Here is a 25,718-nt window from a genome sequence, read left to right as displayed (position 1 = left end):
GTAAAGCAACCGCTAGCTGGCCAGTAGATGTGTCATAAATAGTTGGTGTAGCGCACTTAACGAGCTGACATTAAGTTTGCGATAAATGTTCTTACGGTGATTTTTGACGGTGCCAAGGGCGATCTGTAGTAACGCGGCAATATCCTGACTGTCGTAGCCTTGCAGTATTAGCAAGGTGATCTCCCGCTCCTTTGTGGTTAGTAAGGCCGTACCAAAGCTGGCCATCGCCTGATTTAAGGCGCTTTTGAACGCTTCTTTTTCTATTGCTGTCTCTCCTTCTATCCCTGCCCCTGCTGCAGATTGCAGTAAATGATCGTCCGCCCATTGTTGGTGAATGAGGGCTGAAAGCAAAGGTTGAAGCTCTTTTAATGTACCGACATTCTGTTGATAGCGGGTTGGGCTTTCATTCCTGTGGCCGATAAAAAGCAGAATCCAACGGTTTTGATTCAGTCGTGTTACGAAGCACAGCTCGTCATACCAACCGGTTTGCTGGCAAAAACGCTGTTTGTAATCCTGTTGTTGGGCGGGCTCCGTAAGGACGTCTTTCAAGCGTAAGATATCACCGGACAGTGCTTTTTGAGCATGGCAATAAAAAGGATCATTCAGATACGAGTCAGTTAGATAGCGCTGAAATAGGTAGTCTCGATTATCGCTTATGGCATCGTACAGGTAGATAGGATGCTTGCCATCACGACATCCGAGCATAAGCAGGTGACTGCAAGTCAACTTGGTACGCAAAAAATTAGCCAGTACGGTGGCAAACTGCGGGCGATGTAGCGCTTCAACGATGGAGGCTATTTCTGCTGGTGTGGTCATTTTTTTCCTAATTCGTGTTGATCATCTTAATCGTAGCGACAGCCACGGTTTCTACCCGTGCGGGCAGAGAACTAAAGCGACGCGTTGCTAAATAAAGAGTCACACTAGCGGTAACATCTAACGAGGGAGTCGTAATTTTGTCCTGAAAATTACGGGTGAAAAGCCTTATTGGATGATCTGTTGAAACAAGCCGCCGGAAAATAATTCCGGCGGCTTGTATAGGGTGGATTGTACTATGGTGGATTGTACTATGGTGGTGGATTACATTATGGCATAACCACCCTAACCGCTAAGCCGATTAAAACGACACCGGTGAGTTGTTCGATCCGTTTTACATGGCGACGCAGCCATGCCAAAAGGTTCGCCTGAGAGAACAGCAAAGCCACTAGGGTATACCAAAGACCATCAACAATGGCCGCTGTTAGCACCATGATTAGCTGAGCCTCTAAACCTTGGTCAACGGAAACAAACTGCGAGAACAGTGCCGTAAAAAACACGGCGAGTTTAGGGTTCATAAGAGAAATCAACAAGCCAGAGCGGGCCGCTTGACCATAGCTCTCTTGCTTGCCACTTTCTGCTTTAAGATCTGGAGTAGCCGCATAGCGTAGGGCGTTGAAACCTAACCATGCTAAGTAAGCTGCACCAGCCCAAGTAATCATCGTGTATATCAGTTCATGTCGGCTAACCAGTAGGGCCAAACCCCATACTGTTGCCGCAGCCCAAACCGCCACGCCAATAGCATGGGCGCAGCCTGCGGCAATGCCGTGCCCGCGACCATTGCTCACGGTTTGACGTAGCACCACCGCTAAACTTGGTCCCGGAGACATCGCCCCCAACATGCAGATTAATAATAACGATAACCACAGCATTAATGACATGAGATTTCCTTACACGGTCTTTTGGTATTTCAGTATCTTATAGCTGCTCTGCTACGACACGTTGAACAAGAGCTTCAAGGCGGTGCTCTGATACTGGCGCGCCAATCGTTGCGAATTTCCATTCGCCACCTTTAAGGTAGAATTTGCCCAGAATCATCCCTTTAGAACCATGAAAGGTAGCGTCATTGGCTAGATCATAACGAGCAAACTCACTATCAACTCGACTAGGTGTTCCTTCGTAGAGTCGAATGGAGGCAAATGGAATAACTTTAAAATCGTGGCCTTTATAGCTGTTTAGAACGACCACAACTTGCTCTGCCGTTTTAGGAAGTTCACTCAGTTTTACCTGAATGACTTCATTATCTAAGCCGTCATCACCATCAACATCTCCCGTGCGATCATCCCCGGAATGACGAATACCAGGAGCGGTCAGCTCACCAAAATACACCAGAGAGATCAATTTCTTCTGGGCATCGAATACCGCAACGGAAGCATCCAGATCTACGGCCTCTTTTTTACTGCCCCCGAAAAAGCCTTTTTTCTCAATGGCGCCCCAGTTAACACCAATGCAGATATCGTTCAGCTTTGAGCCGTTATCTTTCTCAAGATTGATGCGCTGGCCTTTCTGTAGATTAATTGCCACAATCATTATCCTTTTTCATGTTTATAGTATTGCTATGTTATTCATAGCGTTAGCTCTTTATGAGGCAACGAATAGGCTATAAAGTGCTGTTAATTTGAATATTTTATTATGAGGATTTTGCAGATTTCAGTCTATCCGAAGATAGGTGAACTATCTATTAAGACCCCGTAAACCATCCATCAAAGCTTGAACGTTGTAGAACAGACCTTCGTGATTATGGCTTTTTGCGGATCTGCACATGGAACCAACTTTGCCCATTATCTCAGATCGTTAACGGAATACTTATCAATATTTACAGTGAAAGTTGACTTGGCTCTGTATTCCCGACTGTTTTTCTGGGAGAATACGCGGTTCGATCATCCTATCTATCTATTTTTTTGAACTATTTTGTTTAAAGATTCTGACTATAAATCAGCGGCGCGCGGGCTATTATTCTCCGTCCACTGTAACGGTCACCCACTGTAAAACCTGAAGAGCGCCATGAGCAGTAAACATAAAACCGCCCCCGATCTGTTTTCCTATCCTTTGTACTGGGCCGAGTGCTTTGGTACAGCGCCTTTTTTACCAACCACCCGTGAGGAAATGGATCAACTGGGCTGGGATAGCTGTGACGTTATTATCGTCACCGGTGATGCTTATGTGGATCACCCCAGCTTTGGTATGGCGGTTTTAGGTCGCCTGTTAGAATCACAGGGTTTTCGTGTTGGTATTATCGACCAACCTGACTGGCGTAACCCAAAAGAGATGATGCGACTGGGTAAACCAAATCTTTATTTTGGTGTTACCGCGGGTAATATGGACTCTCTTATTAACCGTTACACCGCTGATTTAAAAGTTCGTAATGATGATGCTTATACGCCTCATGGTGAAGGCGGTAAGCGCCCAGATCGGGCGGTCATTGTGTATTCACAATTGTGTAAGCGGGCCTACTCCGATACACCTATTGTGATTGGCGGTATTGAAGCTAGTCTACGGCGCATCGCCCAGTACGATTACTGGAGTAACGAAGTCCGGCGCTCTGTTTTGATCGATTCTACCGCTGATATTCTGCTTTATGGCAACGCAGAGCGTGCGCTTATCGAATTGACTCATGAGCTGGCGCTAGGTAAAGATCTTGCGGAATTAACGGATATTCGCGGTACCACTATTGTGCGTGACACGCCGCCAGGGGGTTATACCGAGATCGATTCCAGTCGTGTGGATTGGCCCGGTAAGGTTGAACAGATTCCCAGCCCCTACGAATACATCCCCGAAAGCAAATGTAAGGATGGGGAAGAAGATCCAGACGTTATGCCGATTCGCGTTATTCCCGCGCCTCTTAAAGGAAAGCAAGGCAAACTGGATGCGAGTAAAACCTATGTGCGTCTGCCATCCTTTGAAAAGGTGAACAAAGACCCTGTTTTATACGCCCACGCCTCTCGTATATTGCACCTAGAAGCCAATCCTCACAACGCCCGCGCCTTGATTCAGAAGCACGGCAAGAAAGAGATCTGGGTTAACCCGCCGCCAATTCCTCTTGAAACTGAAGAGATGGATAAGGTATTCGGCTTTAACTACCAACGCGTGCCTCATCCAAAATACAAGGGCGCTAAAATCCCCGCCTATGAAATGATCCGCTTCTCGATCAATATCATGCGTGGCTGCTTTGGTGGCTGTACGTTCTGCTCTATTACCGAGCATGAAGGTCGTATTATTCAAAGTCGTTCTCAAGAATCAATCATTAACGAGATCGAAGATATTAAACTCAAGCTGCCTGCTTTTACGGGTCATATTTCTGATCTTGGTGGCCCTACGTCTAATATGTATCATCTGAACTGTAATGATGCTGAGATTCAGGCTTCGTGCCGTAAGCTTTCCTGTGTTTATCCGACGATCTGTAAAAACCTGAATACGGATCACAGCCCTACAACGGAGCTGTACCGTAAGTCCCGCGAAGTAAAAGGCGTACATACGGTGTCTATCGCCTCGGGTTTGCGTTATGACCTAGCGGTAGAAGATCCTGAATACGTGAAAGAACTCGTCACGCATCACGTGGGTGGTTATCTGAAAATTGCCCCTGAGCACTCAGAAATGGGCACTCTCAGCAAGATGATGAAACCGGGAATGGGAACTTACGACAGCTTTAAACGCATGTTCGATAAGTATTCTAAGGAAGCCGGTAAGAAACAGTACCTGATTCCCTACTTTATTGCCGCCCATCCAGGCTCTGAAGATGAAGACATGCTCAACCTTGCACTTTGGTTGAAAACCAATGACTTTAGGCCTGATCAGGTACAAAACTTCTATCCATCGCCGATGTCACTGGCTACCGCCATGTATCACTCAAATAAGAACCCGCTGAAGCAGGTTACTTATAAAAGTGAAACGCTATACACGGCAAAAGATTACGAGCAACGCCGGACTCAAAAAGGCTTTTTACGCTATCATGACTCAAAGAATTGGCCAGCCCTGCGTCAAACCTTACGAGATATGGGGCGTGCAGACCTTATCGGTGATGGTAAAAATCAGTTGGTACCGAATGAAGATAAAGATCCGGTTAATCCTCGTTCGCCACGTAAAGCACGGCCAGGTCAGCAGACCGGCGCGTCCCATACAACTAATCGACCAACATTGAAAAACGGCCAAGTAAAATCCGCTAATGGCAGCAGTAAACCTGCGGTTAAGAAAAATACCAAAGTATCGGTAAAAAAATCGGTGGCCGCCGGTAAACCCACAGGCAAACCTTTTGGGAAAAGCAGTAGCGGAAAAAAAGCCAAACAGGTCAGCAAAAAGCCCAGCCGGTAATAACCACTAGGCCCGCTATCTGAATGGAGCCAACCTAGAAGTCAAAAGGCAGCTTACGGGCTGCCTTTTTAATAGCTTAATGCACGCTACTTTTTGAAAAAACATTCAGAACGAACACGCCGCTCAGTATCAGACCGATACCTAAAATACCCATCGCATCCAGTTTTTGCTGAAAGAAAAACCACCCCATCAGCGCCACTAAGACAACACCCGCACCGGCCCAAACCGCATAGGCGATCCCCACGGGAATGGTTTTAAGGGTGATGGATAACAGCCAGAAAGCAAGACCATAACCGATCACCACGATGACCGATGGCCAAAGTTTAGTAAAACCTTCGCTAGACTTTAGAGCGGAGGTAGCAATCACTTCAGCCACGATGGCCGTTGCAAGAAACAACCAGCTTTTCATAGATAGCCTTTCATCAATAATATGCTTAAACAAGAGAATGGAAAGAGTCGACAGGCGGTAGCTTATAGGCTGTGGGATAAAAGGCAATCGAGATATTTTATCTATCTGGGATTTATCTCAGATGACAAGGTTTTGTTCCACTATTCTTGCCGCTTAGCTGCAATGGTCTGCCGCTAGCCTGTTGGGCTAGATTGCCTTGAGTTGTCGCTGAGCCTCTTGTTTGGCAGCGCTCAGAATCTGCTCTGACAAGGCGCTATCTCCTGCTGCGCGGGCTAAGGCTACACCGCCAATCATAAGTACACTGGATAAAATAGCCTGTTCTTCTGGTTGTCCTGATTCCTTCGTTAACAGACGAATAAATCCACGTAAAACTTTGTTGTAAGTCTCCTGCTGCATTGGCTCACGCTGAGTAATATCGGATACCAAAAATGCCAGCGGACAAACATCACGGCTAGAATTAAGGTGCTCTGAGGAGAGATACAGATCAATCACCTGCTGCACCCCTATGGCATCTGTTAACCTTTTTCCTGCCGCTTGTGTTGCACCATAAATAATGGCTTCGGAATAGAGCTCAGATTTTGAGGAAAAGTATTTATAAAAAGCCCCCCGAGTTAAACCTGCCTGCTGCATAACCTGATTGATCGAAACCCGGTCAAAACCTTGATGGGTAAATAAACGTGCGGCACTTTGCAGTATTTTATTTCGGGTTTTCTCTTTATGTTCTGGCACCCAAGGCATAAAGCGATTCTCAGTAATATGTGATAAACCATCATGCCATAAAGCCAAAAGATGTTCTTGATCATATTGTCAGCCTGCTTAGAGTGGTCTTACAAATAAAAATGAACAACTACAGAAGCAGCGCTTCACAGGATATAACGATGATTGAGATTCTAGGCCCTTCCCACAGTAACTTTGTACGCAGTGTTGCCTTGATATGCGCACAAAAGTCTCAGGCCTTTCAAATAGGCTGGTCACTGAAAGGCGAGGAGATTACGTTTGGCAGTGATCGTCATGCAAGCCTGCACCCTTTTAGTAAAGTCCCCGTTATTTACGATGGCGAGGTTACGCTGATGGAGACACTTGCGATATGTCGGTATCTTGATCACAAATTTCCAGAAAACCCGCTACAGCCAGAAGATATTAATGCTCAGGCGGAGCATGATGCTTGGTGCTCAATGGCGATCACTCAGATTGACCAAGCGTTAATTCGTCATTATATGATTGAGTTTGTTGTGCCAACAGGTGCCGATGGTGCAGTCAATATTGAAAGGATGATGCAGAATAAGCCAATGGCGGAAAAAGCGATTGCTACTCTTGAAGGGCAGTTGAAGGGAAAAGACTACATCTGTGGTGATTGTTTTACTCTGGCGGATGCCTTAATCGCGCCTTTAGCCAACTACGCTTGTGGCCTTAAAGGTGGTTTAGCCTTGGTTAAAGATGACAGTGTTCTCCGGCGCTATGTTGGCCGAATTCTTCAGCAGCCTAAGGCACAAGAAATTCTTGCTTGATCCAAGGTGATTGCGATGGGCGGCAGGGCTAATGCTCTGCCTGAACAGCCATTGACTTTTCCCTTAAACGTTCTCAAATTGATTTCCTCCGTAACCCTCGAAAGCCCTCTATTTAAAAATACCCTATAATTAATTAAAAATGCCTTATCATTAATCTCATAGGGAATGTGATTTATAATGTATAATTAATGTAATTTTATTATATGTTTTGTGATCCAATGAAATTACAATATCCTGTAACATGATAGCCAAAAGCCAATTTTCAAATTGAGCAATGGACCTGCCCTTTCAATATCAAAATAAAAGAGATGACTCTATGCTCAAAAACCTTACATTAAAAGCAACGCTCAACCTTGCTTTTGGTAGCTTAATTGCTGTACTCGTACTGCTCTCTCTTGTTGCTTATCAAGGTTTAACCAAAACCTACGACGGCTTTACCGGTTATCGTGAACTGGCCAGGGACTCCAATCTTGCAGGTCGTGTACAAGCCAATATGCTGAGTATGCGTTTAGCTGCGTTTGGCTTTATCAACACGGGTGACAGCAAAAGAATTAATGAATATCAGCAGAGAAAACAGGCGACGGATACGTTTTTAGATCAAGCAAAAAAGGAGATCACTAGCTCAGAAAGAGCACGTTTAATAAGCCAGATTCAAAGTGAAATCCAAGATTATGACAAGGGTTTTAACACTTTTATCGGCTTGTATCATCAACGTCATGATATTGTCGGTCAGCGGCTCGATCCTAATGGTCTAGCTATGCGTCAAGCTATAACCGACATTATTAATTCTGCCCATACCGACCAAGATGCAGAAGCCACTTTTTACGCGGCAACCGTTGAAGAGCACCTACTTTTGGGTAGGCTTTATGCCGTTAAATACTTAACAACCAATAAAAGCGAGGATGCAGAACGAGCTTTAAAAGAGTTAGTTGATGTTTTGCCCCATGCTATTAGCCGTCTTGATGCAGAATTACAGAACCCTCAGCGCCGTATTATTTTTGGCCAGCTTAAAACACATTTAGCCGCTTATATTGCGGCCTTTGAAGATATTAAAAGCACGGTTGAACAGAGCAATGATTTGGTTAATAACACACTAAATATCATCGGCCCTGTTGTGGCAGAGAAAGTTGAGCAAGTTAAGCTTTCCGTTAAAGATCAGCAGGATCAACTGGGGGCACAGGTTCAAACAGAGACTAAATCTAGCGTTATTCTCGTTACGACTCTGGCTGTTATCTCAAGTTTTGGGGCTATATTGCTCTCTTTGGTTATGCTTAAAGTCGTTCAAAAACCTGTAGGCGGTGAGCCTAAAGAGATTGCTGCGATTATGGCTGCGGTCGCGAATGGCGATTTGAGTAAACAACTGCCGCTGACATCAAAGGACACAGGGATCTATCGCTCGGTTTGCGAGATGTCAGATAAATTAAAACAGCTGGTTGCAGGCCTTACTTCAACCACACGACAACTTGAAGTTAGTGCGGATCAAGGTGCTTATGCCGCCAGTCATAACACGCAGATGATTGCACAACAAAAGCAGATGACCGATCAGGTGGTGGTGGCTATTGAAGAGATGAGTCAGAGCATCCACGAGGTTGTTCAGCATGCCACAGACTCTGCGACTAAAGCTGAAACAGGTCTTGAAGAAACATCCCGTGGTCGAGCATCCGTTGAGTTAACCGTGCAGTCCATTCAGCTATTAGCTGAGAAACTACAGATTTCGATGACAGATATTCAAGAGCTTGAACAGAAAAGCATTGAAATTGGCAGTGTGGTTGAGGCCATCCAAAGTATCTCAGAGCAAACGAACTTATTGGCGCTCAATGCGGCCATTGAAGCGGCCAGAGCCGGAGAGACAGGTCGAGGTTTTGCGGTTGTGGCCGATGAGGTGCGGATGCTGGCTCAGAAAACCCAAGACTCCACCACGGAAATTCAAGCGATTATTCAAGAGCTACAAGACCGTACCTCACGGGCGGTAACTTCGATAGAAGAGTGTGCCAGCCAAGCCACAAAAAGTGTCGAATGTTCCCAAGAAACGGATCAAGCGTTACACCATATTGATCAGGCTATTGTCGAAATTGCCAGCATGAATGGCAATGTGGCCGCAGCGGTTGAAGAGCAGTCTGCAGTATCCAATGAGATTGCCCGTAATATGACAGAGCTATCGGATACTTTGGAAGAAGCCACGCTGAGTGTGTCTGAAGCTGAAACATCCAGTAAACAAGTTGCCTCTATGGCGGATAATCTTGGCCGCTTGATGTCTGGTTTTAAGGTCTAGTCTAGTTAAAGGGTAACTCGTTGCTATAAATAAAAAAACGGCGGTAGCGTATTAACGCTACCGCCGTTCTTCGTTCTTATAACAGGTAACAGGCTTTTATTATGACCTGTCTGTCGCAGAAAACATTAAGCTTTCTTGACAAATTTAGTCAAAATAACAATACGAACACCGTTTACACGGCCTTCGATATGCTCTGGGTTATCGGTTAAAGAGATACCACGAACTGCAGTACCACGCTTAGCCGTAAAACCTGTGCCTTTTACATCAAGATCTTTGATTAGGGTAACCGTGTCGCCAGCGGCAAGCACTGCACCATTACTGTCCCGTGTGGCGACAGCATCATCCGCTGGCAAGCCTGCGCGAGCCCACTTTTCCATCTCTTCATCCAGATACATCATATCCAGAAGATCCTGGGCCCAAGGCTCAGAATTCAGACGGGTTAGCATACGCCAAGCAACAACCTGTACAACAGGCGTGGTGCTCCACATGCTATCGTTCAAACAGCGCCAGTGATTCTGATCTAGCTCTTCGCTTTCGATCTGATCACGGCAAGTACCGCATGCCAGAATGCACTTATCGGAGTGCGCTTCTACAGGCGGCACTTCAAATACAGCCAGATTGTCTTCTGAGCTGCAAAGCTCACATTTAGAGCCACTACGCTCCATCAATGCTTGTTCAATACTCATTTCTATGTTCCCAGTCGGTGGAAGGCGCTATTATGCCTTTTTTACGTATAAAAATCAGAACAACCCTATAAAAATTACTGAAAAATCAGGGTGTCACCGCTTTTTCTATTCAAATACTGCAAGAGTTTGGTTTTTTAACCGACTTAACAAGGACACAACATGCGCAATATAGCGGCATCACTTTCCCGTCACACCCAGGCGGATCTACTCTTAGTTTTAGTCACATTGCTAGCTGGTGCAGGATGGATTTTCTCTAAAAATGCGATGGTGGCATTTTCTCCCGTACTCTTTCTATCGATACGCTTTTTTATCGCCAGCTTATTTCTTGGCGGCATGGGAACAGGGGCATTAAGACGCTTAACCAAAGAGGAACTTAAGAAAAGTATTCTTGTGGGAATGATTTTCGCGATGGCGATGACCTTCTGGATTTTAGGGCTTTATTACGGTAATCATGTGGGTGTGGGGGCATTTCTTACGAGTTTAGGCGCTGTTCTAGTGCCTATCGTAACGTTATTTTTTGGTGAAAAAGCGAGTAAAAGCCTTTGGTATTCTATGCCGGTAGTGGTTGCGGGGTTGGCCTGTTTATCTTTGGATGCCAGCTTCCATTTTGGTTGGGGAGAGGTTTCTTACTTGGTGGCCGCCTTGCTCTTTGCTCTTTTCTTTGTGCTGAATAGTCGCTTTGCAGCGGCTATTCCTGCACTGCCTTTAACCACTATTCAGATGGTTATTACAACGGTCATGGCCTTTGCGGTGTCCCTTGCTATTGAAGAATGGCAGTGGTCTTTTGACCTTTCAATATGGGGCTGGATCCTCGCAAGTGGCATTATCGCAACTAGCGGACGTTTTCTATTTCAAACAAAGGCTCAAGGTATGGCCCCTGCCAGTCATGCGGCGATTATTATGACATTAGAGCCGATCTGGGCGGCTATTTTTGCCAGTATTTGGCTGAATGAAACCATGTCTGGGCTGCAGTTTATGGGGTGTGCTCTTATCTTTAGCGCGATGCTAATCAACCGCTGGAAGTTGATTGTCCTACTGTTCCGTCGAAAAAAAACAGCACCTGCAAAAAATTAATCTGCAATGTACTGCTTTATCTCGCTATAACATTAGCTATTTTCTTGGATCTGTTTCCTGCACAAGAGGCTTACCTAGCTGTGCCAAATGGAACGCGGCCAGAGCGGGGTAGCCTTCAAGGCTAAACAGTTCACGAAATTGAATCCAGTCAAGTAGTGTAAACAAGCAGATAGCGGGATAACCCCACCGACTAAAGTCACCATCTTTGGTTGCCTGTTCTAATACAGGCATTGTTCGGCTGATACGCTCTCTTTGTAGATCAACCATAAAGCCACTTTGTTCGATATCAACACCGCTACGCTTGTTCATCAAAAGAATAATAAAAGATTCCTGCAGGCTGTCGACCAACGACATCAAGTTTTCTTCTTCCCAGCTCAGAGTTTCTTTTTTCAGAGTCTGATTTAAATAGCGCTGAATAACCCTGGAGTCATAAATCGAGTGCTCCTCATCCACCAGCATGGGAACTTTCATCGCAGGGGTGTACGTTTCCAGTTCTGCGCGTCCTGCTTCGCTGTATATATCTAACGGAAGAAATTCGTACTGATGGCCGTCTAGCCATAATCGCAATCGGCGTACATAAGGGGATGGGTGTGATCCAACCAGTTTCATTTAGTTAACTCCTACATCGCTAAGCTGTCGATCATCTAAAAAGCAGATCAATTTAGCATCATTGTTTTTGTCACTTGGGACTGTAGACCTCTTTATCTAAAGTGGCAAATTAGCACTGTCCTATAAAAGCAGTACTAAAGTACTAATTCTTAAACCCTAAAGTGCCATGTTTGAGACGAAGACTATCCACCATGATGAAGACATATTTAGGAAGCAGCACACAGGCTGTTAATGAATAACGATGATGCCCTAAAGGTGTTACTGCAGTTTTTTGCTAAGACCTTTAACGACAAAAACAAAATAGAGGCGATTAAGATGATCTACGCACAACCTGGAACAGAAGGCGCTATTGTAAACTTCAAAAAACGTTACGGTAACTTTATCGGTGGCGAATGGGTTGCACCGGTTAAAGGTCAATATTTCACCAATACCTCCCCTGTTAATGGTCAGGAAATTTGTGAGATTCCCCGCTCAACAGCAGAAGATATCGACTTGGCGCTTGATGCCGCCCATGGGGCAAAAGTGGCTTGGGGTAAAACCTCGGTAACAGAACGCTCTAATGCTTTATTGAAAATTGCAGATCGTTTAGAAGCAAACCTTGAGTTACTTGCTGTTGCTGAAACCTATGATAACGGCAAGGCCGTTCGTGAAACCCTAGCAGCTGATGTACCGCTATGTGTTGACCATTTTCGCTATTATGCCGGTTGTATTCGTGCCCAAGAAGGCACCATGGGTGAAATTGACGGTAACACCGTTGCTTATCACTTCCATGAGCCGTTAGGTGTTGTGGGTCAGATTATTCCTTGGAACTTCCCGCTATTAATGGCGGCGTGGAAATTGGCTCCAGCGATTGTGGCGGGTAACTGTGTAGTGCTAAAACCTGCAGAGCAAACTCCGGCATCGATTCTTGTTATGGCGGAGCTGATTCAAGACCTTCTACCGCCAGGGGTGCTAAACATTGTTAATGGTTTTGGGGCCGAAGCAGGCCAGGCTTTAGCAACCTCTACCCGTATCGCAAAAATTGCCTTTACTGGCTCCACCCCTGTTGGCTCCCATATTCTGAAATGTGCCGCTGAGAATATTATCCCTTCAACCGTTGAGCTAGGGGGTAAGTCACCTAATATCTATTTCAACGATATTATGGATCAGGAAGAAGCGTTTATTAGCAAATGCGTTGAAGGGGCGGTTCTTGCCTTCTTTAACCAAGGTGAAGTCTGTACCTGTCCTTCTCGTCTACTGATTCAAGAAGATATCTATGATGACTTTATTGCGAGAATCGTAGAGCGTGCCGGTCAAATTAAACGGGGTAATCCGTTAGATACAGAAACGATGGTGGGCGCTCAGGCTTCCCAAGAACAGTACGAAAAAATTCTGGGCTACCTTGATATTGGTCGTGATGAAGGCGCAGAAGTGTTGATCGGTGGTAACAAAGAGCAGTTACCGGAAGAGCTGGGCAGTGGCTACTATGTTCAGCCAACCCTATTGAAAGGCACGAACAATATGCGGGTTTTCCAAGAGGAAATCTTTGGCCCTGTCGTTGCTGTGACCACCTTTAAAGATGAAGCTGAAGCACTAGCTATTGCCAATGACTCTGAATTTGGCCTAGGTGCTGGTGTTTGGACCCGTGATATGAATCTTTCATACCGTATGGGCCGCGGTATTGAGGCGGGTCGTGTATGGACTAACTGCTACCATCTATACCCTGCTCATTCAGCCTTCGGTGGTTATAAAAAATCTGGTGTAGGCCGTGAAACCCACAAAATGATGCTGGATCACTATCAGCAGACAAAAAATATGCTCGTCAGTTACGACATCAACCCACTAGGCTTCTTCTAGTCTGCCAGATAGCCCGCTAAGCGGGCAGCTTATCAAGGGATGTCAGCATTCTCTTTATCAAGGAATGCCAACAACCTATCAAAAAGGAGATAGATGATGAGTGTTACAGAATTCCATATTCCAGCAATCAATTTAATGGGACAGGGTGCTTTAGGCCAAGCGATTGAATTGTTAGGCAAGAGAGGCTTTAAAAACGCACTCTTGGTGACGGATAAAGTTCTTGTTGCGACGCCAAGTGCGAAGGATCTACTACAGAAGCTTGAGGCACTGGGTGTTGGTGTTACAATTTACGACCATGTTAAACCTAATCCAACCAGCTCTAATGTTGAAGAAGGGCTGGCGCTGTTACAGAAAGCCCAGTGTGATTTGGTTATCTCACTGGGGGGCGGTTCGCCCCATGATTGCGCCAAAGGTATCGCATTGGTGGCCGCCAATGGCGGCCGAATCCATGATTATGAAGGCCTTAACCGTTCAGCTCTTCCGCAGCTTCCGCTTGTGTCGATCAATACCACCGCCGGAACCGCTAGTGAAATGACACGCTTCTGCATTATCACCGATGAAGAGCGTCATATTAAAATGGCGATCGTTGATCAGCACGTCACACCTATTCTGTCGGTTAATGACCCTGATCTTATGGTGGGGATGCCCAGTCATCTTACCGCTGCGACCGGTATGGATGCGTTAACACATGCCGTTGAAGCCTATGTTTCCACCGCTGCAACGCCTATTACCGATGCCTGTGCGCTCAAAGCGATCACGCTTATTGCTCAGTATCTGCCTAGAGCTGTAGAGCACGGGGGTGATATGGAAGCACGGGAGCAGATGGCCTATGCTCAGTTTTTAGCGGGTATGGCGTTTAACAACGCATCGCTAGGCTATGTGCATGCGATGGCTCATCAACTAGGGGGCTTCTATGACCTCCCCCACGGCGTTTGTAATGCGGTACTTTTACCTGCGGTTGAAGCCTTTAATGCTCAAGTTGCTGGAGCACGCTTAGCCGATATTGCTACGGCCCTTGGAGAGCAAGATGCGAGTGCATCTGCTGCAATTAAGGCAATTAACGCGTTGAAAGATAAGGTTAATATTCCAAGAGGTCTAAAAGATCTTGGCGCTAAAGAAGATGATATTCCGCTTTTAGCTGCAAATGCCTTAAAAGATGCCTGCAGTTTGACCAATCCTATTCAAGCCTCTCAGGAACAGATTGAACAAATTTTCCGTGATGCTTGGTAATATTTAATCGCCGTAATAAAACCTACAAGTCAGCTTAGCTGGCTTGTTGGGTTTTCTCTTTTCTTTTCTCCTCTTACTTTTCCTTGCCTATTTTTTGCTTATTATTTTATGCTTAATAGCGGTAAAGCATTATTGATGTTTGTGGTAGCATCGGCATGATAAGCCAACCGAACTAACCGATCAGTGAATTTTAAGCAGGAACCGATATGTCATTGTCGACAGCTCCCGACCATGTAAAACTTGCCGTTGATTTAATTGAACTACTTGAAAAAAATGCTATTAGCAATAAGGTCGCTGAACAGGCCTTAGAGCTTGTAGTAAAAGATATTCACCGGAAATTGCAGTTAGAGGCGAAGGGGAACGTTGAGTATTAGGTTTTTCATTTATTTATGATATAGTTTTTTGCTTTTTAAGCATCAGCATGAACCGGTGCCATTCAAAATAGGATGATCCGTTGATGCATTTCACCGGACATCGATTTAGCAAGGCTTTAAGATGCAAAAATCTTTCAAGGATCGAGTTTTATTTTTTTTACTAGGCAGTAAACTCTCACCTTACCAGCATACTCACCACGGCGTATTATTATTGGGCGGAGTGGGTTACTTAGCCTGTAGTGTTTTTAATTTTCTGTTAAAAACCTCTGATATTATACTCGTCTATATCCAGTTTTCAGTCTTTTTAACAACTCTTGTTATTTGGTATTTTTCTCGATGGCAACGTCAATACCATACAATGGCGATCGTTTTTATCTTTTTAACGGCCCTAGTCGCCTTGCCTTTCAACTGGGTTTATAATGCAGGACTTTCTGGGCCAACCTATTTTCTGAACCTTTGTACCCTTGCCTATATTAGTGTTGCTTTTAGAGATTTTGGCGTTTACCGGACAATCGGGCAAGTTTTAACCATTGTCACACCGTTAGCTTTAGTTTTTCTAGATTTGTACCGGCCTGAACTTGTGTTTACCTACCCTAACGGGTTAGCTAAAGCGTTGGATTTAAGCTTTAGTTTTGTCGTTACTTGTTTATTGCTGTTGCTGATGATGAAAAGCTATTCTCAACGCTACCGATTAGAGCGCGATAAGGCAGAGTCTTTGGCGCAACAGCTTAGGGTTCTGTCGGAACAAGATGCGTTAACAGGTTTACATAATCGTCGAGCTATGGACCGTTATATTCGTAACTATCAACAGGAAAGCCTCGTATTTTCCTTAGGTATATTGGATCTTGATCATTTCAAAAAGTTGAATGATCAGTGGGGGCATAGTTACGGGGATGAAGTGCTTTGTCAGTTTTCAAGCTTATTGAATACTATCGCGCTAGAACATAAGGGACTTGCCGTACGGTTAGGCGGTGAGGAGTTTGTTTTATTGCTGCCGTTTGGCTCAGAGCAGGCATTAACCTGTTACCAAAAGTTGTCAGACCAGTTGAATGAAGCAGAGCTTGCCCATGGCTCTATTACTTTTAGTGCCGGCCTTATAGCGGCCAAACAGGCAGAACCCCAAGATATTTTATTGGAGCGAGCCGACAAACTCTTGTATGCCGCTAAGCATGCCGGTCGAAACCGTATTTATACCGATACGGCGCCAAAGCTAGGGTCATGCTAAAAGCGTAGAGCCCACTCAAAACGTAGCGTTACGCTAGAAATAGCTGTCAGGACAGGAATTTAGGTAAGGCAAAGCTACAACAACGCTCACCTGATAGGATATTGTCGCAAGCTCTGGTGGTGTAATGTTTATTTGTGGAGGTAGTTTTGATCTCTCGATTACCCAAGTGGGTTGAGTATGGTGCCTTTATTTTGGCATTTATAGCGGGCAGTGTTAATGCTGTTGGCCTGCTAGGTTTTAAGCATCAGGCTGTATCCCATGTTTCCGGCACGGCCACATTGATGGCAACCCATTGGTCAACCTCACCTTTAGATGCGATCCATCTTTTAGGGGTGTTAGTGAGCTTTCTTATCGGGGCTGTGATTTCGGGGATTTTTCTTCATGGTAACTCGCTTAAATTAGGTCGCCATTATGATTCTTTACTATTGATTGAGGCACTGCTGCTGTTAGCAACCATCTACTTTTTGAATCAAGGGCAGCTGTATGGGCATTATTTGGCATCGGCGGCTTGCGGTTTGCAAAATGCGCTAGCCACTACTTACAGTGGTGCGGTGATTCGCACAACGCACCTAACCGGTATCATGACTGATTTGGGTATTATGCTAGGACGCTTTTTAAAAGGTAAAGGCTTTGACCAGCGCAAGGCCATACTGTTTTTGCTCTTAATCACTGGTTTTATGCTCGGGGGTGCCTGCGGTGGCCTGCTGTTTGAGCATGTCGGCTTTCAGGCGCTTTTATTACCAAGTGGTATCTGTCTTTTTTTATCGCTTAATTACCGACTGTACCGTCAATACTGGTTCAAGTATCACCGTAAACTGGAGAACCGCCAGAAGTCGTCTTAATTTGGGGTTTTAGTATTTAATGTGAAGGTGATATTTAATTTGGAAGGTAATAACAGAACCTAATGTTTGCCCTTGAATGGCTGGTAAAAGGTTTTAATCTCTTTTAAATCTGCGTTGTAATCTCCGGTGGTATAAAACAACGGCCCTACGCCACCTTGTTTATTAGGGTAGTCTACAAAACCTAACACCAGCGGTACTTTTGCACCGTGAGCCATATGGTAGAAACCACTTTTCCACTCGCCAACATTTTTGCGCGTCCCCTCTGGTGCAATAACCAGCAATAACGATTCTGTCCGATCAAATTGCGCAATCATCCCATCAACCAAATTAGTTGACCGATTACGCTCTACGGGAATCCCTCCAAACCAGCGCATTAAGCGGCCAAATGGGAACCTAAAGATAGAGGCTTTCCCCATCCAGTAAATAGGCAGCTTTAGTTGGAAAGACAGCATTAAAGCAAAGGGCAGATCCCAGTTAGTGGTATGAGGTGCCGCGACAAATACGGCTTTATCGGGAATGCTGTCGCGGTTTCCTATAGCCTTCCACCCCGCCAGTTTTAAAATAATAACGGATAGTCCGTAAAATAAATGACGAACAACAGGAGTCGTGAATATCGTTTTTGGCATAGGGCTATGAAAATCCGGTTAAAGGTATATCAGTCTGACCATCAATAGGCGCTATTATATAGAGTCCGCAGGCCATCGACAGCTAGAACCTGATCTTTAATGAGACGCGGCAACTCATTGATGATATGGGCGTAAATAACATAAGGTTGTTTAGCCCCATATCATTAGTAAGGAAAAAATCATGGAACATATTCTTATTATCGGGGGCGGTGCTGGCGGCTTAGAGCTAGCAACGCAGTTGGGGCGTCGTTTTGGGCGCAAGGGTAAGGCAAAAGTAACCCTAGTCGATAAAAACAGGACTCATATTTGGAAGCCTCTACTGCATGAAGTTGCGACGGGGTCTCTGGATACCAGTATCGATGGTGTTGTGTACCACGCACATGCTGCAAGGCACAGCTATAATTTTCAGCTAGGAGAGTTCTGTAAGCTTGATGCTGTTGCAAAAAGGGTCACGTTAGCCGCCTCTTTTGATAGTGACGGTGATCAAGTCTTGCCCGAACGGCATATCTCCTACGATAAGCTAGTGCTGAGTATCGGTAGCGTAAGCAATGATTTTGGCACCGAAGGTGTTGCCGAACACTGTTATTTCTTAGACTCCCATGCTCAGGCGGAGCGTTTCCATCATGCGCTGATCAACAATTTTTTGCGTATTAATCAGAAAGCGACAGATGAAGAGTTAAATATCGCTATTGTTGGTGCCGGTGCAACAGGGGTGGAGCTATCAGCAGAGCTTTATCACGTGACTGACCTACTAAAATCTTATGGTTTGCCGCAAATGACTGCCAAGCAGCTTAAGATCAGCCTGATTGAAGCAGGGCCAAAGATTCTTCCCGCTCTGCCCGATCGTATCTCCCTTTCTGCCCGCAAAGAGCTTGTTCGTCTTGGCGTAAAAGTAAGGGAATCGGTGCGAGTCGCTTCTGCTAACAAAGACGGCTTTGTTACCGCTGATGGTGAAGCCATTAGCGCCGATATGATGATCTGGGCGGCGGGAGTAAAAGCCCCTGATTTTATCCGTCAGTTGGGCCTCTTTGAGACCACTCGCAATAATCAAATTTTAGTGCATCCGACGCTGCAAGCAAAAGGTTTTGATGATATCTGGGTTATTGGTGATTGCTGTGCCTGTGAACTGCCGGATGGCTCCTTTGTGCCTCCTAGGGCGCAATCGGCCCACCAGATGGCCAGCTGCGTATTTCGTAATATTAGCGCCGTGTATAAAAATGAACCTCAGCAACCGTATCTGTATAAAGACCACGGCTCATTGGTTAACTTAAGTCGCTATAGCACGGTTGGCAGCTTGATGGGTAACCTAACCGGTGATCGTATGTTTATTGAAGGGCGGATTGCACGGTTTGTTTATATTTCGTTGTACCGTATGCATCAAATTGCAATTCACGGCTGGCCTAAAGCCATTATGGTGATTTTGGCAGAAAAGTTAGGCAAAGTAGTACGACCTAAGATGAAACTGCATTAGTTATAGGGTTCCATAATCCTAGCGCATAAGCATTAAAGCACTACACTGATGTCAGTGCATGATGTTGATGACTTTGTTAGTTCTTATTTAAAGCCGAATATTTGATATTCGGCTTTTTAATTTATAACTAATTTATAGTCTATTGTTTTTCACAACTGTCCTAGTAATTAGGCTTAGTGTAGTATACAGGGCAAAGGATTTATGGAGTATGTGCTTAAGGTAATAAGCTCATAGACGTTCTTAAGGCAGAGAACAAAATAGCGCGTTTAGCATGGAAGCCGTGAGATCAGAAAATGGAATTTTCCTTTCTAATCAATCCCTTCCTTGTGTCTGTCTCGATATACAAATTTTTATTTGTTTTCGTGCATGGATCAATATCCGCATAAAGAAGATCGTTTCATCTACAACCATTTGTAGCTTTAGGTTCTAAACATTATTTGTTAAAGGCAAGGAAAATTAGAAATGGAATATTTTATTAAAGCACTTAAGCAGTACGCAGATTTTAACGGGCGTAGCACAAGAAAAGAATATTGGATGTTTTATCTCTTCTATTTTATTTTCTATATCGTATTAACGGTAGTCGATACGGTTATAGGTGCGCCGGTATTTTCAACTATTTTTGCTCTTGGTTTATTTGTTCCAACGATCAGTGTTGGAGCAAGAAGGCTGCACGATACTGGTCGCTCTGGCTGGTGGCAGTTGATCTTACTTGTTCCCTTAATTGGCGCTATCGTACTCATTGTTTTCTTTGTTAAAGATAGCCATGACGATAATAAATTTGGGCCAAACCCGAAAGCTGTTGGCGGAGTTTAGCGTTTGACTAAATCGATCAAATAGCCAAAAAATGCATCTTTTGACAGAATCAATATAGGCACCGGCCAGACTGGCAATTTATCGCAACTGCTATATCCTTAGCCGTCTTCGCTCTGGCTGTGTGTCTTGTCCTATTTTTCTGTCGCTAAGCCTGCATTTTCCACTGTTTTAAGATGACTTTATATGCTGAATCTTTCTTTGACCCGATTAAATAAATACATCAGTGAAAGCGGTATCTGCTCCCGCCGAGATGCGGATCGTTTTATTGAGCAAGGTAACGTCTATATTAATGGTAAGCGTGCTCAAATCGGAGACAAAGTGAGTCACGGTGATACGGTTAAGGTCAACGGTCAGCTTATTGAACCGCCAGAGCACGATGACTTTATCTTTATCGCCGTGAACAAACCTGTCGGTATTGTCAGTACGACCGAGAGTACAGAAAAAGACAATATCGTCGACTTTGTAAATCACAGTACCCGTATTTTCCCCATAGGCCGACTTGATAAAGACTCCCAGGGCTTAATCTTTTTGACCAGTAATGGCGATCTGGTTAACAAGGTGCTGCGGGCGGGCAATAATCATGAGAAAGAATACCTCATAACACTGGATCGCCCTATTAGTGACGAAGCGGTGTTGGGATTGGGTAATGGTGTGCCGATTCTTGGAACCATGACGAAAAAATGCCCAGTCATCAAGGAAGCGCCTAACGTGATTCGCATGACGTTAGTTCAGGGGTTAAACCGCCAGATTCGTCGTATGTGTGAATACTTTGGCTATGATGTGGTCAAGCTTGAGCGGGTACGTATTATGAACGTTAGCTTGAAAGGGCTAGCCGTTGGTGACTGGCGTGATCTAACCGAAGAAGAACTTAGCACCCTACTGAAATCGGTCGAGAACTCCTCTTCAGAAGCACCGGAAGGTAGACGTAAGCAGCGACCGTCTAGTAGTAACAGTAATAATAGTAAGAACAGTAACCGTCATTCAGGCAATCGCGGAAGCGGTCAGGGCCAAAACGCTAAAGGAACAAGTAAGCGACCTGTTACCGGAAGGGGTACGGCCAAAGGTGCGGGCAAACCTGCTGTAAAGGGGGCTGGAAAAACTGCAGCAAAAGGCAAGCGGCCTGCTGCCGGAAAAGGTGCGGGTAGACCTACCGTAAAAAGCGCCGGTAGACCTGCTGCTGGTGGTAGAGCTGGGGTTGCTAAAGCTAAGCGAGTAGGCGGCGCTGTATCTAAAGGTAAAAAGCCCGCTCGTCGGGGCTGATTTTTTGCCATATCTTTTCTACCCTATCAAAGGCCTGAATATTCAGGCCTTTTTTATAGGCTTTCTCTTTCTCGCTTTTTTTCATGTCTTCTCTCGTTTTCTCTCATTATATGATCTTCTATTCCTCTGTTTTTTCTTGTCCCGTTAGGCTTTTTACCCTGCTCTGTCTTATCTTGTTTTGTATTAAGGTACTTATAAAATCCTTTAATCGCAAAAGTATCTATTAAAAGATACGAATTCTAATATTTACCACCATAACCACATTTTTAAGATTTTAGCTGATCATTTCCAGATTTTGTCTTCATTTTACTTTATCTGCTTTTTATTAGATTAGACCACTAATGATTTTTTGCTTGCAGGGTTGCCGTTAATCTGTCATTTTTAATTAAACGTTCATTTAAGAAAAAACAGGGAGCCGGTTAAATGCCAAAAGTAGGCATGCCTGAAATCCGTAGGCCACAGTTGATTAATGCCACGATGGAAGCGGTTAACGATGTGGGTTTACACAGGGCCAGTGTCGCGATGATCGCGAAATATGCGGGCGTATCCCCTGCGATTATTAATCATTACTTCGGTGGAAAAGATGGTTTGCTAGAAGCAACCATGCGCTTTGTGCTACGGGATCTTGCTGCGGCGATTAGTGAGCGGCTGGCTCAAGTTAAAAATGACAATGTGCTTACCCGTATTATTGCGGTGGTAGAAGGTAATTTTGACCCTAAGCAATTAGATAGCAAGGTTGTAAAAACGTGGCTGACATTTTGGTCTCATTCCATGCATAAGCCTCAGCTCCATCGCTTACAGCGAGTTAATGAGCAACGACTGCTCTCTTATTTGCGTTATGAGCTTAAGCAAGTGGTTAGCCATGATGAGGCGGCTTTTATCGCCCAAGGCGTTGCGGCGTTAATCGACGGAATTTGGCTACGGGGCGCACTTTCCCCTAATGGTATCGACAAGGCATTGGCGGAACGCTTGATTTTGGATTACCTCAAGCACCGGCTACCGGATTCTGTTTGGCAAGATTACTTAAGCAGTTGCGACCCGCATAATTAAAGCGACGTTGATCGGTTATCCGTCACTGTTAGCCTCTATTGCGTAACGGCGTATATAACATCTATTTTCACATCGACTTATCAGGTTTAGATCCTATGACTGCATCGCTAACACAGCACTACATCAATGGCCGCTATGCGACAGAAGCGCCAGCGGAAACCTTTAACAGTATCAACCCAGCCAATGGCGATGTTATCGCAACGATTGCTCAAGCTGATAGCGGTACGATGGCCGCAGCCGTTGAATCGGCGAAAAAAGGTCAGGCTGAGTGGGCGGCGATGACCGGTATTGAGCGTAGCCGTATTTTACATAAAGCCGTTGCGCTACTGCGTGAGCGCAATGATGAACTGGCTCTGTTGGAAGTGTTGGATACCGGTAAGCCGATTCAAGAAGCGAACTGTGTAGATATTGTCACCGGTGCGGATGTGATCGAATATTACGCCGGTCTGGCGGATAAAATTCAGGGTGATTATCAGCAGCTGAATGAGCAAAACTTCTTCTACACCCGCCGAGAACCCTTGGGTATTTGTGCCGGTATCGGTGCTTGGAATTATCCGATTCAGATCGCCTGCTGGAAATCAGCTCCTGCATTGGCAGCAGGTAACGCGATGATCTTTAAGCCTTCGGAAGAAACCCCGTTAAGCGTATTAAAGTTGGCAGAAATCTATACGGAAGCAGGCGTACCGGATGGTGTTTTTAATGTGATTCAAGGGGATGCTCGCGTTGGTCAGATGTTGACCGCTCACCCTGAGATTGCAAAAGTATCCTTCACCGGTGAATGCGGTACCGGTAAAGCGGTGATGGGAGATTCTGCTAAAACCTTGAAACAGGTAACGATGGAACTAGGCGGTAAATCGCCTTTGATCATCTTCCCTGACACTCCGGTTGAGCAAGCCGTATCCGGTGCTATGCTGGCAAACTTCTATACTCAGGGTGAAGTCTGCACCAACGGCACCCGCGTTTTTGTCCACGACAGCCTCTACGATACCTTCCTTGATGAGTTAAAAATCCGTACCGAGCGGATGATTATTGGTGATCCAACACACCCTGATACTCAGGTGGGTGCCTTAATCTCCAAAGACCATATGCAGAAAGTTCTTGGTTATATCGAAGCGGCCAAACAAGCTGGCGCACGCTTAATCTGCGGTGGCGAGCAAGCCACAGAAAACGGTCTTGATCAAGGCGCTTTTGTTAAGCCAACCGTTTTTGCTGATTGCACCGATGATATGCCTCAAGTGATCGACGAGATCTTTGGTCCTGTGATGTCGGTACTGCGTTTTAGCGATGAGGATGAGGTTGTGGCCCGTGCCAATAACACCGAATTTGGCCTTGCGGCGGGTGTATTTACCAAAGATCTAGGCCGTGCCCATCGGGTTATTAATCGACTTCAAGCCGGTATTTGCTGGATTAATACATGGGGGGCTTCTCCAGCAGAGATGCCTGTTGGGGGCTATAAATTATCGGGTGTGGGTCGTGAGAACGGTATCGAAACCCTATACCACTACACTCAAACCAAAAGCGTTTTTGTTGAAACCGGTGAACTGGAACGTCCTTATTAGGGCAGGATCTGTAACGATATGAAGCAAGAATACGATTACATCATTATAGGGGCAGGTTCAGCCGGTTGCGTACTGGCTGATCGTTTGACCGAAAGCGGCGAACATACCGTGCTTTTATTGGAAAAAGGCGGCAGTGACAAAAGCATTTTTATTCAGATGCCGACGGCGCTTTCTTTCCCGATGAACACTGAAAGCCTTTGCTGGCAGTTTCATACCGAGCCAGAGCCTGGGGTCAACAATCGTTCATTGCACACGCCTCGGGGTAAAACCCTTGGTGGCTCCTCCTCGATCAATGGCATGGTCTATGTTCGGGGTCACGCCTGTGATTTTGATCAATGGGCGGAGCAAGGCGCTGATGGCTGGGACTATCAAAGCTGCCTACCTTACTTTCAGCGCGCCGAAACATGGGAAAAGGGCACGGATGATTATCGTGGCGGTAACGGCCCTGTAGGAACCTGTAACGGCAATAATATGTCCCTTAATCCATTATATCAGGCGTTTATTGATTCTGGTGTTGATGCGGGTTACAGCTATACCGAGGATTACAACGGTTACCGTCAAGAGGGCTTTGGCCCCATGCATATGACGGTTAAAAACGGTGTCCGTAGTTCAACCTCGAATGCCTATCTACGCCGGGCCATGCAGCGCCCTAACCTAACGGTGCTAACCGGCGTGCACAGCCGTAAGATTACTACCGATACAACAGGCCACAACCCTGTCGCCACCGGTGTAGAGTTTGAGCATAAAGGCCAAATCAAAACCGTTAATGCCTATCGGGAAGTGATCTCTGCCGCAGGCTCCGTTGGCTCGCCGCAGTTGCTACAACTCTCCGGCATCGGCCCTAAAGCAATATTGGAGAAAGCAGGCGTTCAGGTGGTTAAAGATCTTCCCGGTGTGGGAGAGAATCTACAGGATCACCTTGAAGTTTATTTCCAGTACCAATGTAAAGAGCCAATCTCTTTGAACTCTAAGCTGAACCTCATCAGCAAGGGCTTAATCGGTGCCCGCTGGATTCTGTTAAAAGATGGCTTGGGTGCGACAAATCACTTTGAATCCTGTGCTTTTATCCGCTCCCGTGCAGGGCTGAAATGGCCGGATATTCAGTATCACTTTCTGCCCGCCGCTATGCGTTATGACGGCCAAGCAGCCTTTAAAGGCCACGGCTTTCAAGTGCATGTTGGCCCGAATAAACCCGCTAGCCGAGGCCGTATTCATATTAAAAGCGCTGATCCCTATGAAGCACCCAGCATTCTGTTCAATTATCTTTCTGAGCCACAAGATATTGAAGATTGGCGCGCCTGTATCCGTTTGACCCGAGAAATTCTGAATCAAAAATCGTTGGAAAAGTACCGTGGTAACGAGATTCAGCCCGGTTACGCTATTGAGACCGATGAGCAAATTGATGCTTGGGTTCGAGACAATGTAGAAAGTGCCTATCACCCCTCTTGCACCTGCAAAATGGGTCATGATAACGACCCTATGGCGGTACTGGATGCGGGCTGTAACGTGCGGGGCATTAAGCACCTTCGAGTGGTGGACTCGTCTATATTTCCAACCATCACCAACGGCAACTTGAATGCGCCGACGATTATGGTGGCGGAAAAAGCCGCAGATATGATTCTAAACAAGGCTCCGCTCTCTAAAGCCCATGTGCCGGTCTGGATTCATCCTGACTATGAAAACAGCCAGCGCTAAAAAGCTCTTGGACGTTCTGGCAAGCTCTGGAACGTCCTGCTGGCCATTCTTAAGTGAC

At 45.5% G+C, this 25,718-nt stretch carries 23 protein-coding genes; 15 read left to right on the top strand and 8 right to left on the bottom strand.

Annotation, left to right across the window (positions count from 1 at the left end; genetic code table 11):
• Positions 1-12 precede the first annotated feature (12 nt).
• The 3 genes from G517_RS0100410 to G517_RS0100400 form a co-directional block, all read right to left on the bottom strand.
• Entirely contained in the window at positions 13-816 is an 804-nt protein-coding gene (locus tag G517_RS0100410; protein WP_028302747.1) for a response regulator transcription factor, read from the bottom strand.
• 266 nt (positions 817-1,082) lie between these two features.
• Positions 1,083-1,694: a LysE family translocator gene (locus tag G517_RS0100405; RefSeq protein WP_028302746.1), complete on the bottom strand. Its 612-nt coding sequence runs from the start codon at positions 1,692-1,694 to the stop codon at positions 1,083-1,085.
• 37 nt (positions 1,695-1,731) lie between these two features.
• Positions 1,732-2,343, bottom strand: coding sequence for a TerD family protein (locus G517_RS0100400; RefSeq protein WP_425413762.1), 612 nt, complete (start codon positions 2,341-2,343; stop codon positions 1,732-1,734).
• A 474-nt stretch (positions 2,344-2,817) separates the two neighbouring features.
• Between G517_RS0100400 and G517_RS17160 the strand changes: the two genes are divergently transcribed.
• Positions 2,818-5,121, top strand: a complete 2,304-nt coding sequence (locus tag G517_RS17160) for a YgiQ family radical SAM protein (protein WP_084631987.1) — start codon at positions 2,818-2,820, stop codon at positions 5,119-5,121.
• Between the two features lie 76 nt (positions 5,122-5,197).
• Here G517_RS17160 and G517_RS0100390 read toward each other — a convergent pair whose 3' ends face one another.
• Together G517_RS0100390 and G517_RS0100385 are read right to left on the bottom strand one after the other, a co-directional pair.
• Positions 5,198-5,530, bottom strand: coding sequence for a DMT family transporter (locus tag G517_RS0100390; protein ID WP_028302744.1), 333 nt, complete (start codon positions 5,528-5,530; stop codon positions 5,198-5,200).
• 186 nt (positions 5,531-5,716) lie between these two features.
• Positions 5,717-6,316 carry a TetR/AcrR family transcriptional regulator gene (locus G517_RS0100385; RefSeq protein WP_051205771.1) on the bottom strand — a complete coding sequence of 200 codons (600 nt, stop codon included), beginning with the start codon at positions 6,314-6,316 and terminating at the stop codon, positions 5,717-5,719.
• Positions 6,317-6,408: 92 nt separating this feature from the next.
• Between G517_RS0100385 and G517_RS0100380 the strand changes: the two genes are divergently transcribed.
• Together G517_RS0100380 and G517_RS0100375 are read left to right on the top strand one after the other, a co-directional pair.
• The gene (locus G517_RS0100380) at positions 6,409-7,038 is read left to right on the top strand and encodes a glutathione S-transferase family protein (protein ID WP_036589965.1); all 630 of its coding nucleotides are present in this window, start codon (positions 6,409-6,411) and stop codon (positions 7,036-7,038) included.
• Between the two features lie 316 nt (positions 7,039-7,354).
• Positions 7,355-9,310, top strand: a complete 1,956-nt coding sequence (locus G517_RS0100375; RefSeq protein ID WP_028302741.1) for a HAMP domain-containing methyl-accepting chemotaxis protein — start codon at positions 7,355-7,357, stop codon at positions 9,308-9,310.
• Between the two features lie 125 nt (positions 9,311-9,435).
• On the opposite strand, the gene G517_RS0100370 is transcribed toward G517_RS0100375, so the two are convergent.
• The gene (locus G517_RS0100370; RefSeq protein ID WP_028302740.1) at positions 9,436-9,996 is read right to left on the bottom strand and encodes a PhnA domain-containing protein; all 561 of its coding nucleotides are present in this window, start codon (positions 9,994-9,996) and stop codon (positions 9,436-9,438) included.
• A gap of 159 nt (positions 9,997-10,155) precedes the next feature.
• On the opposite strand from G517_RS0100370, the gene G517_RS0100365 reads away from it, so the two are divergent.
• Positions 10,156-11,070 carry a DMT family transporter gene (locus tag G517_RS0100365; protein ID WP_051205769.1) on the top strand — a complete coding sequence of 305 codons (915 nt, stop codon included), beginning with the start codon at positions 10,156-10,158 and terminating at the stop codon, positions 11,068-11,070.
• A gap of 36 nt (positions 11,071-11,106) precedes the next feature.
• Here G517_RS0100365 and G517_RS0100360 read toward each other — a convergent pair whose 3' ends face one another.
• Positions 11,107-11,679 (bottom strand): glutathione S-transferase family protein, encoded by a 573-nt coding sequence (locus tag G517_RS0100360; protein WP_028302738.1) that lies wholly within the window; start codon positions 11,677-11,679, stop codon positions 11,107-11,109.
• A gap of 315 nt (positions 11,680-11,994) precedes the next feature.
• On the opposite strand from G517_RS0100360, the gene exaC reads away from it, so the two are divergent.
• From exaC to G517_RS0100335, 5 genes are all read left to right on the top strand, one after another.
• Positions 11,995-13,515 carry an acetaldehyde dehydrogenase ExaC gene (gene exaC / locus G517_RS0100355; protein ID WP_028302737.1) on the top strand — a complete coding sequence of 507 codons (1,521 nt, stop codon included), beginning with the start codon at positions 11,995-11,997 and terminating at the stop codon, positions 13,513-13,515.
• Positions 13,516-13,611: 96 nt separating this feature from the next.
• The gene (gene yiaY, locus G517_RS0100350; protein ID WP_028302736.1) at positions 13,612-14,745 is read left to right on the top strand and encodes an L-threonine dehydrogenase; all 1,134 of its coding nucleotides are present in this window, start codon (positions 13,612-13,614) and stop codon (positions 14,743-14,745) included.
• A 206-nt stretch (positions 14,746-14,951) separates the two neighbouring features.
• A complete protein-coding gene (locus tag G517_RS20385) occupies positions 14,952-15,119 on the top strand; it encodes a DUF2496 domain-containing protein (protein ID WP_084631984.1) in 168 nt (55 codons plus the stop codon).
• A gap of 121 nt (positions 15,120-15,240) precedes the next feature.
• On the top strand, positions 15,241-16,344 hold the full coding sequence (locus tag G517_RS19870; protein WP_051205766.1) for a GGDEF domain-containing protein: 1,104 nt from the start codon (positions 15,241-15,243) through the stop codon (positions 16,342-16,344).
• A gap of 146 nt (positions 16,345-16,490) precedes the next feature.
• A complete protein-coding gene (locus G517_RS0100335) occupies positions 16,491-17,186 on the top strand; it encodes a YoaK family protein (protein WP_028302735.1) in 696 nt (231 codons plus the stop codon).
• Positions 17,187-17,245: 59 nt separating this feature from the next.
• Here the strand turns inward: G517_RS0100335 and G517_RS0100330 are convergent, their stop codons facing one another.
• The gene (locus tag G517_RS0100330; RefSeq protein WP_028302734.1) at positions 17,246-17,812 is read right to left on the bottom strand and encodes a 1-acyl-sn-glycerol-3-phosphate acyltransferase; all 567 of its coding nucleotides are present in this window, start codon (positions 17,810-17,812) and stop codon (positions 17,246-17,248) included.
• 181 nt (positions 17,813-17,993) lie between these two features.
• On the opposite strand from G517_RS0100330, the gene G517_RS0100325 reads away from it, so the two are divergent.
• The 6 genes from G517_RS0100325 to betA all read left to right on the top strand — a co-directional run bounded on the left by G517_RS0100325 (position 17,994) and on the right by betA (position 25,660).
• A complete protein-coding gene (locus G517_RS0100325) occupies positions 17,994-19,283 on the top strand; it encodes an NAD(P)/FAD-dependent oxidoreductase (RefSeq protein ID WP_028302733.1) in 1,290 nt (429 codons plus the stop codon).
• A gap of 462 nt (positions 19,284-19,745) precedes the next feature.
• Positions 19,746-20,096, top strand: coding sequence for a DUF805 domain-containing protein (locus tag G517_RS0100320; protein WP_028302732.1), 351 nt, complete (start codon positions 19,746-19,748; stop codon positions 20,094-20,096).
• 183 nt (positions 20,097-20,279) lie between these two features.
• Positions 20,280-21,356, top strand: a complete 1,077-nt coding sequence (rluF, locus tag G517_RS17150; protein ID WP_051205764.1) for a 23S rRNA pseudouridine(2604) synthase RluF — start codon at positions 20,280-20,282, stop codon at positions 21,354-21,356.
• A 423-nt stretch (positions 21,357-21,779) separates the two neighbouring features.
• Positions 21,780-22,406, top strand: coding sequence for a transcriptional regulator BetI (betI, locus tag G517_RS0100310; protein ID WP_028302731.1), 627 nt, complete (start codon positions 21,780-21,782; stop codon positions 22,404-22,406).
• A 95-nt stretch (positions 22,407-22,501) separates the two neighbouring features.
• Positions 22,502-23,965 carry a betaine-aldehyde dehydrogenase gene (gene betB, locus G517_RS0100305; RefSeq protein ID WP_036589963.1) on the top strand — a complete coding sequence of 488 codons (1,464 nt, stop codon included), beginning with the start codon at positions 22,502-22,504 and terminating at the stop codon, positions 23,963-23,965.
• Between the two features lie 18 nt (positions 23,966-23,983).
• A complete protein-coding gene (gene betA, locus G517_RS0100300; RefSeq protein ID WP_028302729.1) occupies positions 23,984-25,660 on the top strand; it encodes a choline dehydrogenase in 1,677 nt (558 codons plus the stop codon).
• The last annotated feature ends 58 nt before the right edge of the window (positions 25,661-25,718 follow it).

The sequence above is a fragment of the Oceanospirillum maris DSM 6286 genome (assembly GCF_000422865.1).
GTDB lineage: Bacteria > Pseudomonadota > Gammaproteobacteria > Pseudomonadales > Halomonadaceae > Oceanospirillum > Oceanospirillum maris.
Note: the sequence above shows the minus strand (reverse complement) of the source record. Positions and strands in the feature narration are given on the sequence as shown.

Bases quoted from the DNA above. Each gene is read 5' to 3' on its own strand.
- G517_RS0100330 (WP_028302734.1), bottom strand. From the start codon at position 17,812: ATGCCAAAAACGATATTCACGACTCCTGTTGTTCGTCATTTATTTTAC.
- betB (WP_036589963.1), top strand. From the start codon at position 22,502: ATGACTGCATCGCTAACACAGCACTACATCAATGGCCGCTATGCGACA.
- exaC (WP_028302737.1), top strand. From the start codon at position 11,995: ATGATCTACGCACAACCTGGAACAGAAGGCGCTATTGTAAACTTCAAA.
- G517_RS19870 (WP_051205766.1), top strand. From the start codon at position 15,241: ATGCAAAAATCTTTCAAGGATCGAGTTTTATTTTTTTTACTAGGCAGT.
- G517_RS0100410 (WP_028302747.1), bottom strand. From the start codon at position 816: ATGACCACACCAGCAGAAATAGCCTCCATCGTTGAAGCGCTACATCGC.
- G517_RS0100390 (WP_028302744.1), bottom strand. From the start codon at position 5,530: ATGAAAAGCTGGTTGTTTCTTGCAACGGCCATCGTGGCTGAAGTGATT.
- G517_RS0100360 (WP_028302738.1), bottom strand. From the start codon at position 11,679: ATGAAACTGGTTGGATCACACCCATCCCCTTATGTACGCCGATTGCGA.
- G517_RS0100370 (WP_028302740.1), bottom strand. From the start codon at position 9,996: ATGAGTATTGAACAAGCATTGATGGAGCGTAGTGGCTCTAAATGTGAG.
- G517_RS17160 (WP_084631987.1), top strand. From the start codon at position 2,818: ATGAGCAGTAAACATAAAACCGCCCCCGATCTGTTTTCCTATCCTTTG.
- G517_RS0100375 (WP_028302741.1), top strand. From the start codon at position 7,355: ATGCTCAAAAACCTTACATTAAAAGCAACGCTCAACCTTGCTTTTGGT.
- G517_RS0100405 (WP_028302746.1), bottom strand. From the start codon at position 1,694: ATGTCATTAATGCTGTGGTTATCGTTATTATTAATCTGCATGTTGGGG.
- G517_RS0100380 (WP_036589965.1), top strand. From the start codon at position 6,409: ATGATTGAGATTCTAGGCCCTTCCCACAGTAACTTTGTACGCAGTGTT.
- G517_RS0100365 (WP_051205769.1), top strand. From the start codon at position 10,156: ATGCGCAATATAGCGGCATCACTTTCCCGTCACACCCAGGCGGATCTA.
- yiaY (WP_028302736.1), top strand. From the start codon at position 13,612: ATGAGTGTTACAGAATTCCATATTCCAGCAATCAATTTAATGGGACAG.
- G517_RS0100325 (WP_028302733.1), top strand. From the start codon at position 17,994: ATGGAACATATTCTTATTATCGGGGGCGGTGCTGGCGGCTTAGAGCTA.
- rluF (WP_051205764.1), top strand. From the start codon at position 20,280: ATGCTGAATCTTTCTTTGACCCGATTAAATAAATACATCAGTGAAAGC.
- betI (WP_028302731.1), top strand. From the start codon at position 21,780: ATGCCAAAAGTAGGCATGCCTGAAATCCGTAGGCCACAGTTGATTAAT.
- G517_RS0100400 (WP_425413762.1), bottom strand. From the start codon at position 2,343: ATGATTGTGGCAATTAATCTACAGAAAGGCCAGCGCATCAATCTTGAG.
- G517_RS0100320 (WP_028302732.1), top strand. From the start codon at position 19,746: ATGGAATATTTTATTAAAGCACTTAAGCAGTACGCAGATTTTAACGGG.
- betA (WP_028302729.1), top strand. From the start codon at position 23,984: ATGAAGCAAGAATACGATTACATCATTATAGGGGCAGGTTCAGCCGGT.
- G517_RS20385 (WP_084631984.1), top strand. From the start codon at position 14,952: ATGTCATTGTCGACAGCTCCCGACCATGTAAAACTTGCCGTTGATTTA.